Source organism: Kitasatospora sp. NPDC057965 (assembly GCF_042887135.1).
Taxonomy (GTDB): domain Bacteria; phylum Actinomycetota; class Actinomycetes; order Streptomycetales; family Streptomycetaceae; genus Kitasatospora.
The window spans coordinates 203,579-217,814 of the sequence record NZ_JBHVPZ010000007.1 but is presented as its reverse complement, the minus strand read 5'-3'; the positions used below and the strand labels follow the sequence as shown (position 1 = coordinate 217,814).

The following is a 14,236-nucleotide window of genomic DNA, read 5'->3' as shown; positions in this document are numbered from 1 at the left end:
TCCGCCGGAATGTGCCCGGATACGGGACGGGCGGGGCGGCAGGGACTCGTCGGTCCCCGCCGCCCCGCCCGCGGACCCGTTACTTCTTGACGTACTTGAACACGGGGGAGTCGAAGCTGCCGCGGGAGAACCCGTACAGCGACCCGTCCGAGTTCAGGACGAACTCGTTGCTGCTCATGCCGATGGTGAAGGTCGAGTTGACGGTGACGTTGCCGAGCTCGCTCACCGCGCCGTCGGCGGCGGCCAGCGTCACCAGCTTGGCGTCGTTGCCGTAGCCCATGTCCAGGATGGCCCGGACCCGGCCGTCCTTGTCGGTGCCGGAGACCAGCCGGATCCCGTCCTTGGCCTTGCCGTCGGTGGACCAGAGCCGCTTGCCGCTGTTCAGGTCGTAGGCGTTGATCGCCAGCTTGGTCGGGTTGGTCTGCACGTACAGCGTGCTGCCGCTGACCACGCTCTGGGTGAAGGCGTCGGCCAGGCCGCTGAGCCGCAGGCTGTCGTAGCCGGGCTCCTTGACGGGCATCTGGGTGCCCGGCTTGTTGGTCTTGTCGAACGGCAGCACGTAGTCGCCGTTCGAGCCGTTGGCCATCGACAGCACCAGCGGCTGGTCGGAGAGGACCTTGTCGACCCGCTCGATGCTGCCGGTCAGGGTGATCGGCGCGGGCGAGGCGACCTTGCCGGTCTCCGTCTCCAGGATCACCAGCTGCGACTTGACGGTGGTGTTGACGCCGTAGCAGCTGTCGGTGACCACGATCTGCGCGCCGGCGGCGGTGCCGTAGACGCTGCAGTTCTTCTCGCGCGGCTGGAACGCCCAGACCGCGGAGCCGTCGGAGACGTTCACCGCGGCGGCCGTGTTGGCGCCGATGCCGATGACCTTGTCGGTGATGCTCAGGGTGGGGGCGACCATCTTGTTCTGCCCGACCTTGGCGCTCCACGACAGCTTGCCCGTGGTGAGGTCGACGGCGGCGATGGTGGAGCAGTCGCTGTCACCGGTGTTCAGCGCGACCGCGGCGACGTGCTTGGAGTTGGCGCTGTACGAGGCGCTGCAGAACTCCTTGGCGCCGGACGGCACCGGGATGCTCCAGGCCTCCTTGCCGTCGGCGGTGTTGACGGCGCGGATGCCGGTGGTGTCGGCGCGCACGGCGATCTTGTCGGCGCCCCAGATGGCGAGCAGCCGGGTGGAGCCGCTGACCGAGCTGGCCGGCTTGTCGGCCGCCCAGCCCAGGTTGTAGGCGCCGGCCTTGCCACCGCCCCCGCCGCCGGTGGTGCCGCCGGTGCCGCCGGCGGTCGTCGGCGGTGCGCTGACGCTGTTGCTGACGTCCGGCGTGGTTCCGCCGCCACCGGTGACCTGGCCGCCGGTGGTGCCGCCGGAGGCGGCCGGCGGGTCGTCCGTCTTCTTGTTGTCGGTGAACAGCACGACCAGCGCGGCGACGATGGCGATCGCCAGTACGCCGCCGATGATGCCGCCCCAGACCATCACGGGGTTGCGCTGCTTCGGCGGGGCCGGTACCGGGGCACCCGGGTAGCCGTAGCCGCCCTGCTGCGGGTAGCCGTACCCGGCCGCGCCGCCGTCGGCGGGCGGCGGGGCGGCGTAGCCGTACGGCTGCTGGCCCGCGGCCGGGGCGCCGAACTGCGGCTGGCCGGGCGCCGGGTCGTACGGGCCGACCGGCGCCGGTCCCTGGGCGGCTCCCTGCGCGGGGAAGGCGGGGGCGGTGGGCGCGTACGCGTACCCGCCCGCCGCCGGGGCCGGCGGAGCGGGCGGAGCCGCCGGCGGGGCGGGCGGAGCGGCCGGTGCCGGCGGCGCGGCCTGGCCGGGGACCGCCGCCCCGTCGAGCTGTGTCTGCTGGTCCGCCACGGCCGCCGGGTCGACGCCGCCCGGCTTGCGTCCGAACGAGACGCCCCGGTTGTCCGGTCCGCCGCCCGGAGCTTCGCCAGCCCCCGGTATGGGGTGATCCCCTGCCATCTGATGCCCCGTCTTGTCTGGAAGCGTCCCGTGACCGGCGCACGTCCGTGTCCGGCGGGACGGGTGAGATTGGGCACCATCGTACGGGGGGCCGGTTTTCGGACGGGCGGCGGAACCCGCGACCCCGTCCGCCTCCGCGCCGACCTGGGGCGATGTCAACCCTCCGGCACCCCCGCCGACCTGGCCCGCGGCCGCCCTCCGCCCCCGCCGGCCGTCCCGTCCTCCCGGGTGTGCTCACCGGCCCTTCGCCGTCCCTCCCCCGTGCCTTCACCATCCGGCAGGCCCTAGGCTTCAGGACTTGAAGGGGACGCCCGGCGGAGGGGTCCCGCGCCCTTGGGAGGGTGGATCATGTCGACGGACACTCCGGGTTCGCAGTCCTCGCTGCACCGGGCCAACCTGGAGCGGGTGCTCCGCGCGGTGCGGATGGCCGGCTCGCTGACGCAGGCCGAGATCGCCCGCGGGACCGGCCTCTCGGCGGCCACCGTGTCCAACATCGTCCGGGAACTGAAGGAGAGCGGCACCGTCGTGGTCGCCGACACCTCCGCCGGCGGCCGGCGTGCCCGCAGCGTCTCGCTCAGCGGGGACGCGGGCATCGTGGTGGGGATCGATTTCGGCCACACCCATCTGAGGGTCGCCGTCGGCAATCTCGCCCACCGGGTGCTCGCCGAGGAGAGCGCCCCGATGGACGTCGACGTCTCCGCCGCGCAGGGCTTCGACCGTGCCGAGGCCCTGGTCGAGCGGCTGCTCGCGGAGGCCGGCTTCCGCGCCGACAAGGTGATCGGCGTGGGCCTGGGCGTCCCCGGCCCGATCGACGTGGAGACCGGCGCGCTGGGCTCCACCGCGATCCTGCCGGGCTGGACCGGCATCGCCCCCGGCCGCGAGCTGGCCGAGCGGCTCGGCCTGCCGGTGCACGTCGACAACGACGCCAACCTCGGCGCGCTCGGCGAGCTGGTCTGGGGCGCCGGCCGGGGCCTGAACGATCTCGCCTACATCAAGGTGGCCAGCGGAGTCGGCGCCGGCCTGGTGGTCAACGGGCACATCTACCGGGGGCCGGGCGGCACCGCCGGAGAGATCGGCCACATCACCCTGGACGAGGCGGGCCCGGTCTGCCGCTGCGGCAACCGGGGCTGCCTGGAGACCTTCGTCGGATCCCGCTACCTCCTGAACCTGCTCACCCCCACCCTCGGCACCGGGCTCACCCTGCCCCGGGTGGTGGAGCTGGCCCACGAGGGCGACCTCGGCTGCCGCCGGGTGATCGCCGACGCCGGCCGGCAGATCGGCACCGGTGTGGCCACCCTGTGCAATCTGCTCAACCCGCGCCGGGTGATCCTCGGCGGAGACCTCGCCGAGGCCGGTGAGCTGGTGCTCGCGCCGATCCGCGACTCGGTGGCCCGCTACGCGATCCCCAGTGCCGCCCGCCAGCTGTCGGTGGTCCCGGGCACCCTGGGCGGGCGCGCCGAGGTGCTGGGCGCGCTCGCGCTGGTGATGAGCGAGGCCGGCGACTCCAGCGCGCTCGCGATCGCCCGCCCGTAGGCACGCCCCGGCCGCCGCGGGCCGGTCCCGGGGCCCCGCCGTCCGGTCCGTCCGCGGCGCACCGACACGCCGGGTGTGCCCGTCCACTCGAAGGAGTGACCGTCGAGGTGACTGGCGCGTACCGGCCGTCGGTACCGGACACCCCGCCCGGTGTTCGGTAGGCGGACATTAGACTCGACCGGTCGACACCGGGCGGCGACGCCCGTCGGGCCCCCGCGGTCCGCGAACACTGAACGAGGAGGAACGGGTGGCCCTGCTGACCCGCATTCGGGGACCGCGCGATCTCGACCGGCTCACGCCCGGACAGCTGGCCACCCTGGCCGAGGAGATCCGGACCTTCCTGGTGACCGAGGTCTCCAAGACGGGCGGCCACCTCGGCCCGAACCTCGGCGTGGTGGAGCTCACCATCGCGCTGCACCGGGTGTTCGACTCCCCGCGCGACCGCATCCTCTTCGACACCGGCCACCAGAGCTACGTCCACAAGCTGCTCACCGGCCGCCAGGACTTCTCCGGGCTGCGGACGAAGGGCGGCCTGTCCGGCTACCCCTCGCGCGCCGAGTCCGAGCACGACGTGATCGAGAACTCGCACGCCTCCACCGTCCTCTCCTACGCCGACGGCCTGGCCAAGGCCAACGAGCTGCTCGGGAAGAACGACCCGGTGGTGGCCGTGATCGGCGACGGCGCGCTGACCGGCGGCATGGCCTGGGAGGCGCTCAACAACATCGCCGACGCCAAGGACCGCCCGCTCGTCATCGTCGTCAACGACAACGAGCGCTCCTACTCGCCGACCATCGGCGGCATGGCCAACCACCTCGCCACCCTGCGCACCACCCAGGGCTACGAGCGCTTCCTGTCCTGGGGCAAGGACGCGCTGCAGCGCACCCCGGTGGTCGGCCAGCAGCTCTTCGAGACCCTGCACGGCGCCAAGAAGGGCCTGAAGGACTTCATCGCCCCGCAGGGCATGTTCGAGGACCTCGGCCTCAAGTACATCGGCCCGATCGACGGCCACGACCTCACCGCCCTGGAGTCCGCGCTCACCAAGGCGCGCGGCTTCGGCGGCCCGGTGATCGTGCACTGCCTCACCGAGAAGGGCCGCGGCTACCACGCCGCCGAGAACAACGACGAGGACCGCTTCCACGCGGTCGGCGTGATCCACCCGGAGACCGGCCTGCCGATCAAGAGCTCCGGCGGCCGGAGCTGGACCTCGGTCTTCGCCGAGGAGATGGTCGCGCTCGGCCACGAGCGCGAGGACATCGTCGGCATCACCGCCGCGATGCTCCACCCGGTGGGCCTGGCGCCGTTCGCCGAGGCCTTCCCGGACCGCATCTTCGACGTCGGCATCGCCGAGCAGCACGCCGTCACCAGCGCCGCGGGCCTGGCCACCGGCGGGCTGCACCCGGTCTTCGCGGTCTACGCGACCTTCCTCAACCGCGCCTTCGACCAGGTCCTGATGGACGTCGCCCTGCACAAGCTGGGCGTCACCTTCACGCTGGACCGGGCCGGCGTCACCGGCGACGACGGTGCCTCGCACAACGGCATGTGGGACATGTCGATCCTCCAGGTGATCCCCGGCCTGCGGCTCGCCGCCCCGCGCGACGCCGACCAACTGCGCGCCCAGCTGCGCGAGGCCGTCGAGGTCAAGGACGCCCCGACCGTGGTCCGCTACTCCAAGGGCACGGTCGGCCCGGCCGTCCCGGCGGTCGGCAAGGTCGGCGGCATGGACCTGCTGCGCACCAGCCCGGACGCCGAGGAGGGCCGCCGGGCCGACGTGCTGATCGTCTCGGTCGGCGCGCTCGCCCCGATGTGCCTGGAGGTGGCCGACCTGCTGGCCGCCCAGGGCATCAGCTCGACCGTGGTGGACCCGCGCTGGGTCAAGCCGGTCGACCCGGCGCTGCCCGGCCTGGCCGCCGAGCACCGGGTGGTCGTCACGGTCGAGGACAACGGCCGGGCCGGCGGCGTCGGCGCGGCGATCGCCCAGGCGCTGCGCGACGCGGACGTGGACCTGCCGCTGCGCGACTTCGGCATCCCGCAGGAGTTCCTGGACCACGCCTCGCGGGCCGAGATCCTCGCCGAGATCGGCCTCACCGCCCCGGACCTCGCCCGCCGGGTGGCCACCCTGGTCTCGCGCCTCGACGTCGCCGTCGACGCCTGACCGTCTCCCGCACCACGTCACCCCCGACCCGTGTGTGACAGCTCTGCAACAGTCACACTCGGTGGGGGCTGATAATCGCACCAAAGGCGGGACCGGCGCTGCCGGCGCCGATCCCGCCCGGTAGGTTGTCATCCGTGCCGACCCCCACCCGATCCCGCCTGACCGCGCTCGCCGAGCGCCTTCCCTTGGGGGTACCCCCGGCCGACGGCTGGGAGCGCGTGAAGGCCGGCTACTGGACGCGCCTGGTGCCGCTGCTGGCGCTGGTCGCCCTGCTCACCCACCTGCCGTCCTTCATCCGCCCGGTCTGGAGCCCCGACGAGGGCTTCCTGGCCACCCAGGCCCGGATGCTCGCCGACGGCGGCGTGCTCTACGACACCGTGGTGGACCGCAAGCCGCCGCTGCTGCCCTGGCTCTACCAGGCCTGCTTCGCCGTCTTCGGCTCCGCCTCGCTCTGGCCGCTGCGCACCCTGGCGGTGGTCGCCCACCTGGTCACCGCGATCCTGCTGGCCTCGATCGCCCGCGGCCGCTGGGGCAACCGGGCCGGCGTCGGCGCGGGCCTGCTCTACCTGCTGGTCTCCATCGGGCTCTCCCCGGAGGACACCCAGGCGGCGACCTTCGAGGTCTTCATGCTGCCCGCCATGGTGGCCGCCTTCCGCTACGCCGAGCGCCGCCGCTGGCTGGCCGCCGGCATCGCGGTGGCCCTCTGCTCGCTGACCAAGCAGACCGGCGGTGCGGTGCTGCTGCCGGTGCTCTGGATGCTCTTCCAGGACGCCCGCCGGCGCGGCGTGCGCTGGATCCCCGCGCTGCTCAAGATCGGCTTCGGCTTCACCCTGCCGATAGCGCTGGTCGCGGTGATCCTCACCAAGCCCAAGGGCTTCCTGTTCTGGGTGGTCACCGGCAGCGGCGACTACGCCACCGTGGGCGGCGCCTGGCTGCAGATGCTCGGCCGGGCGCTCGGCAACTCGGCGATCCTGCTCGGCGCCGGCCTCGGTTTCCTGCTGCCGGTCGGCCGCCGGCTCTGGCTGAAGCACCGGCACCGCCCGCTGCCGGTCGCCGGCGAGGAGCACGGCTCCACCACCGACCTGTGGGTGTGGCTGCTCTCCTCGGTCGTGGCGGTCAGCATGGGCTTCCACTTCTTCGGCCACTACTACCTCCAGCTGATGCCCCCGCTGGTGCTGCTGGGCACCGGGGCGATCGCCACCTCGGCCGTCCGCTGGAAGCCCGTGCTGCTGTACACCACGGCCGCCGCCACCGTCTTCTGGGGCCTGGCGCTGGCCTGGCCGGGGGAGCGGCTGGACCGCACCACCGAGGTCGCCACCGCGGTCGCCGCGCAGACCACCCCCAAGGACACCGTGCTGGTCTGGGGCATGCACCCGGAGCTGTACTGGCTGGCCGACCGCAAGCCCGCCACCCGCTACCTCACCGCGGGCTTCCTGACCAACTACAGCGGCGGCAAGGACGGCAGCCTCAACGTCGGCGAGCAGTTCTCGATGGCCAACGCCTGGCAGACCTTCGACCAGGAGATCGCCAAGAGCCTGCCCGAGGTCGTCGTCGACGACTCCGGCCTCGCGCCGTACCAGCCCGGCATGATCCCGAAGATCGAGAACCTGCTGGACACCCACTACGAGATGGTCGGCGTCTTCGCCGACACCGTCGTCTACCGCCTCAAGCGCTGAGCCGCCCCGTGCCCGACACAAAGGGCCCCGGTGACCGGATCCGGTCACCGGGGCCCTCCGTCGTTCGCCTAGGCGGGCACGGAGGCCGTACCCGGGGCGAGGAAGCGCTTGCCGTTCACCCGCTCCGAGACGCCCTCACGGTCCAGGTACGGGGTGATCCCGCCCAGGTGGAAGGGCCAGCCGGCGCCGGTGATCATGCAGAGGTCGATGTCCTGCGCCTCGGCGACGACACCCTCCTCCAGCATCAGGCCGATCTCCTGCGCGACGGCCTCCAGGGCGCGGCCGAGGACCTGCTCCTCGGTCAGCACGGTGTCGCCGAAGGAGAGCAGCTCCAGCACCTCGGGGTCGAGGACCTGCTGCCCGTCCACCCAGGTGTAGAAGCCGCGCTTGCCGGCCTTGACCACCTTGCCGAGGTTCTCGGAGACGGTGAACCGCTCCGGGAACGCGCCGTGCAGGGTCTCCGAGACGTGCAGGGCGATGGCCGGGCCGACCAGCTCCAGCAGCACGATCGGGGACATCGGCAGGCCGAGCGGCTCGACGCCCTTCTCGACGGTGGCGATCGGGGTGCCCTCGTCGATGATGTTCTGGATCTCGCCCATGAAGCGGGTCAGGATCCGGTTGACCACGAACGCCGGGGCGTCCTTGACCAGCACCGAGGTCTTCCGCAGCTTCTTCGAGACGCCGAAGGCGGTGGCCAGCGAGGCGTCGTCGGTCTGCTCGCCGCGGACGATCTCCAGCAGCGGCAGGATCGCGACCGGGTTGAAGAAGTGGAAGCCGACGACCCGCTCCGGGTGCTTCAGCTTCGAGGCCATCTCGGTGACCGACAGCGAGGAGGTGTTGGTCGCCAGCACGCAGGTCGGCGAGACCACGTTCTCCAGGTCCGCGAAGACGGTCTGCTTGACGCCCATCTCCTCGAACACGGCCTCGATCACGAAGTCGGCGTCGCCGAAGGCCACGGCCTTGTCCAGCGAGCCGGAGACCAGGCCCTTGAGGCGGTTGGACTTGTCCTTGCCGATCCGGCCCTTCTCCAGCAGCTTGTCGATCTCGGCGTGGACGTAGCCCACGCCCTTGTCGACGCGCTCCTGGTCGATGTCGGTGAGGACCACCGGCACCTCCAGACGGCGGGCGAACAGCAGCGCCAGCTGCGAGGCCATCAGACCGGCGCCGACGACGCCGACCTTGGTGACCGGGCGGGCCAGCGACTTGTCCGGGGCGCCGACCGGGCGCTTGGCGCGGCGCTGCACCAGGTTGAAGGCGTAGATGCCGCTGCGCAGCTCGCCGCCCATGATGAGGTCGGCCAGCGCCGCGTCCTCGGCGTCGAAGCCGGCCTGCAGGTTCTCGTCCTTGACCTGGGCGATGATGTCCAGCGCCCGGTAGGCGGCCGGGGCCGCCCCGTGCACCTTGGCGTCGGCGACCAGCCGGCCCCAGGCGACGGCGTCGTCCCAGGCCTTGCCGCGGTCGATCGCCTCGCGCTCGACGACCAGGTCGCCCTTGAGCACCCGGGCCGCCCAGAACAGCGACTGCTCCAGGAAGTCGGCCGGCTCGAAGATCGCGTCGGCGATCCCCAGCTCGAACACGTCCTTGCCCTTGAGCTGCTTGTTCTGCGCCATCGAGTTCTCGATGATCACCTTGACGGCCTTGGCCGGGCCGATCAGGTTCGGCAGGATGCTGCAGCCGCCCCAGCCGGGGACGAGGCCGAGGAAGACCTCGGGCAGCGAGAACGCCGGGACGCCCGCCGACACCGTGCGGTAGTCGCAGTGCAGGCCGACCTCGACGCCGCCGCCCATCGCCGCGCCGTTGTAGAACGCGAAGGTCGGGACGGGCAGCGCGGCGATCCGCTTGAAGACCTCGTGGCCGCCCTTGCCGATGGCCAGCGCGTCCGCGTGCTCCTTGAGCAGCTCGACGCCCTTGAGGTCGGCGCCGACCGCGAAGATGAACGGCTTGCCGGTGATCGCGGCACCGACGATGGCGCCCTCGGCGGCCTCCGCCTCGACCTGGTCCAGCGCCTCGTCCAGCTTGAGCAGCGAGCCCGGGCCGAAGGTGGTCGGCTTGGTGTGGTCGAAGCCGTTGTCCAGGGTGATCAGGGCCAGCCGGCCGGCCTGCAGCGGCAGGTCCAGGTGCCGCACGTGCGCGGTGGTGACGACCTCGCCGGGGAAGAGCTCGGCGCCGCGGGTCAGCAGCTCAGTCGTGGTGCTCATGTTCACTTACCGCCCTCGAACGCAGACGACTCTTCCGCTCCGCTCCAATGCGGGTTCTCCCAGATGACCGTGCCGCCCATGCCGAAGCCGATGCACATCGTGGTGAGGCCGTAGCGGATGTCCGGGCGCTGCTCGAAGCGGCGGGCCAGCTGGTTCATCAGGCGCACGCCGGAGGAGGCCAGCGGGTGGCCGTACGCGATCGCGCCGCCGTACGGGTTGACCCGCTCGTCGTCGTCCGCGATGCCGTAGTGGTCCAGGAACGCCAGCACCTGGACGGCGAAGGCCTCGTTGACCTCGAACGCGCCGATGTCGTCGATGGTCAGACCGGCCTTGGCCAGCGCCTTCTCGGTGGCCGGCACCGGGCCGATGCCCATCACCTCGGGCTCGACGCCGGCGAAGGCGAACGAGACCAGGCGCATCCTGACCGGCAGGCCCAGCTCCTCGGCCACGTCCTCGGCGGCCAGCAGCGAGGCGGTGGCACCGTCGTTGAGGCCGGCCGAGTTGCCCGCGGTGATGTTGCCGTGCGGGCGGAACGGGGTCTTGAGCCCCGCCAGGTTCTCCATCGTGGTGCCCGGGCGCATCGGCTCGTCCACGGTGGCCAGGCCCCAGCCGGTCTCGCCGACCTCGGGGTTGGTGTTGCGGATCGAGATCGGCACCAGGTCGGGCTGGATGTCGCCGTTGGCGTACGCCTTGGCGGCCTTCTCCTGCGAGCGCACGGCGTAGGCGTCGCAGCGCTCCTTGGTCAGGTGCGGGAACCGGTCGTGCAGGTTCTCCGCGGTCATGCCCATGAACAGGGCGGACTCGTCGACCAGCTTCTCGGAGACGAAGCGCGGGTTCGGGTCGACGCCCTCGCCCATCGGGTGACGGCCCATGTGCTCCACGCCGCCGGCCACGACCACGTCGTAGGCGCCGAAGGCGATGCCGCCGGCGGTGGTGGTCACGGCGGTCAGCGCGCCGGCGCACATGCGGTCGATCGCGTAGCCGGGGACGGACTTCGGCAGGCCGGACAGCAGCGCGGCGGTGCGGCCGATGGTCAGACCCTGGTCGCCGATCTGCGTGGTGGCCGCGATGGCGACCTCGTCGATGCGCTCGACGGGCAGGTTCGGGTTACGGCGCACGAGCTCCCGGATGCACTTGACGACCAGGTCGTCGGCGCGCGTCTCGTGGTAGATGCCCTTCGGGCCGGCCTTGCCGAACGGGGTGCGGACGCCATCGACGAAGACGACGTCCCTCACGGTACGAGGCACGGGGGCTCTCCTCCCAGGGACCAACGGTTCAGGTGGGCAGGCTGCCGCTCACCATCGCACGAGGGGATGTGAGCGGCGCCGCTTCCCCGCTATGCTACCCGCCGGTAACCACCCTGCCCAGGCCTGTCCGGCGACTCTCGCGATGTGTCCCCGGACACGTTCCGCTCGGCGAGCGCCGAACGGGGCGCCGAGCGGAACGCCGCGGGGAACGCCGAAGGGGATGCCGCCCGACCGGGCGACATCCCCTTCCTCCTGCTCCTCCGCCGCTCAGCCCTGCTGCGCCGCCGTCTCCGCCGCCTTGGCGAAGGCGGCGGAGATCACCGGGGCGACCAGGTCCACCTGCCACTGGCGGGCGCCCAGCCGGCGCAGCGCCGCGGCCACGTTCGCCGCGGAGGCGTCGGCCGGCGGCTCCCAGGACACCCGGCGGACCAGGTCCGGGGTGATCAGGTTCTCGGCCGGCAGGTGGTGGCGCTCCGCCAGTTCGCTCACCGCGGCGCGCGCCCCGCTCAGCCGGGCGGCCGCCACCGGGTCCTTCTCGGCCCAGGCGCGCGGCGGCGGCGGGCCGTCGTGCGGTGCGGCGGCCGGCGGCAGCTGGTTCTCCGGCACCTCCCGCCCGCGCTGGACGGCGGCCAGCCACTGCTCCAGCTGGCGCCGGTGCACCCGCGGCCCGAAGCCCTGGACGGACTGCAGCGCGGCGATGTTGAGCGGCATGGCCAGCGCGGCGTTGACGATCGCGGCGTCCGACAGCACCCGGCCCGGCGAGACGTCGCGGTCCTGCGCCATCCGGTCGCGGGCCAGCCACAGCTCGCGCACCACGACCAGCTGGCGGCGGCGGCGCACCTTGTGCAGCTGCGAGGTGCGCCGCCAGGGGTCGGTGCGCGGTGCCGGGCGGGGGGCCGCGGCGATCGCCGCGAACTCCTCCAGGGCCCAGTCGAGCTTGCCCTGGGCGTCCAGCTCCCGTTCGAGTGCGTTGCGCAGCTCGACCAGCACCTCGACGTCCAGAGCGGCGTAGCGCAGCCACGGTTCGGGCAGCGGGCGGGTGGACCAGTCGACCGCGGAGTGCTCCTTGGCCAGGCTCAGCCCGAGCACGCTCTCGGTCATCGGCCCGAGTCCGACCCGGGCGAAGCCGGCGATCCGTCCGGCCAGCTCGGTGTCGAACAGGCGCCCCGGTCTCATGCCCACCTCGGCCAGGCAGGGCAGATCCTGGGTGGCGGCGTGCACCACCCACTCGGTGTCCGCGAGGGCCGCGCCCAGTGCGCCGAGGTCGGGGCAGGCGATCGGGTCGATCAGCGCGGTACCGGCGCCCGCGCGGCGCAGCTGGATGAGGTACGCCCGCTGGCCGTAGCGGTAGCCGGAGGCCCGCTCGGCGTCGACGGCGACCGGTCCGGTTCCCGCCGCGAAGGCGGCGATGGTGGCGGCCAGCGCCTGCTCGTCCGCCACGACCGGAGGGATCCCCTCCTTCGGTTCGAGGAGCGGGACCGGGGCTGCTTCTTCTGGGATGGCTGCTACGGCGTCGGTCACCCCCCAAGGGTACGACGGTCCCCGCGACCGGGAGTGTTGTCGGACTGGTCAGACCGATGACGGGGGCCGCCGGTTCGCCGCCGCGGCGGCGAACCGAGCACTCCTCAGCGCGCCGCGGCGGCCACGGAGGAAACGTTCCTCCATGGCCGCCGCAGCGGCGGACCGCTCAGTGGATGATGCCGGTGCGCAGCGCGACCGCGACCATCCCGGCGCGGTCGCCGGTGCCGAGCTTGCGGGCGATCCGGGCGAGGTGGCTCTTCACGGTGAGCGCCGAGAGGCCCATCGCCACGCCGATCGCCTTGTTGGACTGGCCCTCGGCCACCAGCCGCAGCACCTCCACCTCGCGGCCGGAGAGCTCGCGGTACGCGGCCTGCTGCGCACCCGGCGCGCCGTGTGCCCCGGGAGCGCCCGGCGCACCGTGCGCGCCCGGCATGCCCGGCATGCCGGGCCGGCGCATCCGCCCGGCCAGGCCGGCGGCACCGAGCGGCAGACCGGGACGGCCCGGCATGGCGACATTGGTGCGGGTACCGGTGACCACGTAGCCCTTGACGCCGCCGGCCAGCGCGCTGCGCACGGCGCCGATGTCGTCGGCGGCGGAGAGCGCCAGGCCGTTGGGCCAGCCGGCGGCACGGGTCTCGGCCAGGATGGTGAGTCCGGAGCCGTCGGGGAGGTGGACGTCGGCGACGCAGATGTCGCGCGGGGTGGAGACCCGGGGGCGGGCCTCGGCGATCGAGGACACCTCGATCACGTCCCGGACGCCGAGCGCCCAGAGGTGACGGGTGACGGTGTTTCGGACGCGGGGATCGGCGATGACCACCATGGCGGTGGGCTTGGTCGGGCGGTAGGCGACCACGTTTGCGGGGTGCTCAAGAAGGACCGACACCAGGCCTCCTGCGGGAGTGGCGGACGGAACCCCGAGGGGGCGGTCGGAGTGTTCCGCGTTCGGAAAGGGTCACAGTCTGCTTCGGCAGCATCCGTGCCCGGCTTTAGCGAAAGATCACGATCTAGTGAGTCACAATACGGACAAATCGCGCAGATGACTGATGCGACATGCTTGGAAATCGCACAAAATCGATCAGATCCAGCGCAAAGCGGTCAGTTCCGAACGATTTGTTGACGGAGAGCCGCCCTGAAGTCACACTCTGTCAGCCTTGGGGGTGGCGGCGCGCCGACCGATGACGCCCGGGCCGGGCGCCACTCCTCAGTGCGAACGGGGGCGTCGCCGCGCCGGCATCGGAACCACTCCACCGAGTGACGTGACGTCCGCGGGGGAGTACGGGGTCGGGGAGGCCGGCGGCAGGCCCGCGCTGATGCAGAGCAGGTCCCCCCAGGCCGCCAGGTGCCGCTCGAAACGGCCGTCGGCCGGCGTCCAGGACGCCCGGATCTCGATCTCGGTGCTCGAAGCGCGGTCCGCCAGCCCGCCGAAGTACTGCGAGGCGCACAGGCTCACCGTGCCGGACGGCTCCGCGTACCCGGCGCCGTGCGCCTGCAGCGCGTCCAGCAGCCAGGCCCAGCCGACCTCGGAGAGCATCGGGTCGCCGGCCATCTCCGGCTCCAGCTCGGCCCGGGTCATGGTGACCACCCGGAAGTCCCCGTTCCAGGCCTCCTGCCCGGCCGGGTCGTGCAGCAGCACCAGCCGGCCGTCGGCCAGCTCCTCGCCGTCCACCTCGACGGTCGCGGTCAGCGCGAAGGAGAACGGCGCCAGCCGGCGGGGCGCCGGGGCGGGGGAGAGGACGACCTCGGGGCGCAGCCGGGCCTCGGAGAACGCCTCCACGGCAGCCCGGAACTCGCTCGGCGCCGCCTCCCGACCCGTTCCGCCACCTGCTCCGCCACCCTGTGCGGGGTGCCCTCCGACCGCTGCCATGACCCGAAGACTAGGTCGAAAACGCGGGTAATCGCCGCAACTTCTTCCCGCGCGGCGCGCCGGAGCGGCAAACCGGCCAGATCTT

At 72.6% G+C, this 14,236-nt stretch carries 9 protein-coding genes; 3 read left to right on the top strand and 6 right to left on the bottom strand.

The window, feature by feature from the left end; translation table 11 throughout:
* Positions 1-79: 79 nt before the first annotated feature.
* Entirely contained in the window at positions 80-1,852 is a 1,773-nt protein-coding gene (locus tag ACFVVU_RS11630; protein WP_387789448.1) for a PQQ-binding-like beta-propeller repeat protein, read from the bottom strand.
* Positions 1,853-2,308: 456 nt separating this feature from the next.
* Here ACFVVU_RS11630 and ACFVVU_RS11625 point away from each other — a divergent pair, with 456 nt between their 5' ends.
* From ACFVVU_RS11625 to ACFVVU_RS11615, 3 genes are all read left to right on the top strand, one after another.
* Positions 2,309-3,493: an ROK family transcriptional regulator gene (locus ACFVVU_RS11625; RefSeq protein WP_355369210.1), complete on the top strand. Its 1,185-nt coding sequence runs from the start codon at positions 2,309-2,311 to the stop codon at positions 3,491-3,493.
* 247 nt (positions 3,494-3,740) lie between these two features.
* Positions 3,741-5,645, top strand: a complete 1,905-nt coding sequence (gene dxs / locus ACFVVU_RS11620) for a 1-deoxy-D-xylulose-5-phosphate synthase (RefSeq protein WP_380688194.1) — start codon at positions 3,741-3,743, stop codon at positions 5,643-5,645.
* 134 nt (positions 5,646-5,779) lie between these two features.
* The gene (locus ACFVVU_RS11615; RefSeq protein WP_380688196.1) at positions 5,780-7,321 is read left to right on the top strand and encodes an ArnT family glycosyltransferase; all 1,542 of its coding nucleotides are present in this window, start codon (positions 5,780-5,782) and stop codon (positions 7,319-7,321) included.
* 68 nt (positions 7,322-7,389) lie between these two features.
* Here ACFVVU_RS11615 and ACFVVU_RS11610 read toward each other — a convergent pair whose 3' ends face one another.
* The 5 genes from ACFVVU_RS11610 to ACFVVU_RS11590 form a co-directional block, all read right to left on the bottom strand.
* A complete protein-coding gene (locus tag ACFVVU_RS11610; protein WP_387789445.1) occupies positions 7,390-9,519 on the bottom strand; it encodes a 3-hydroxyacyl-CoA dehydrogenase NAD-binding domain-containing protein in 2,130 nt (709 codons plus the stop codon).
* Positions 9,520-9,521: 2 nt separating this feature from the next.
* On the bottom strand, positions 9,522-10,766 hold the full coding sequence (locus tag ACFVVU_RS11605; RefSeq protein WP_380688540.1) for a thiolase family protein: 1,245 nt from the start codon (positions 10,764-10,766) through the stop codon (positions 9,522-9,524).
* 267 nt (positions 10,767-11,033) lie between these two features.
* Positions 11,034-12,287: an HRDC domain-containing protein gene (locus ACFVVU_RS11600; RefSeq protein ID WP_387789443.1), complete on the bottom strand. Its 1,254-nt coding sequence runs from the start codon at positions 12,285-12,287 to the stop codon at positions 11,034-11,036.
* A gap of 166 nt (positions 12,288-12,453) precedes the next feature.
* Complete coding sequence (locus tag ACFVVU_RS11595; RefSeq protein ID WP_355369198.1) at positions 12,454-13,170, bottom strand: response regulator transcription factor; 717 nt, start codon at positions 13,168-13,170, stop codon at positions 12,454-12,456.
* 318 nt (positions 13,171-13,488) lie between these two features.
* Positions 13,489-14,151, bottom strand: a complete 663-nt coding sequence (locus ACFVVU_RS11590) for a DUF3000 domain-containing protein (protein ID WP_355369196.1) — start codon at positions 14,149-14,151, stop codon at positions 13,489-13,491.
* Positions 14,152-14,236: the final 85 nt, after the last annotated feature.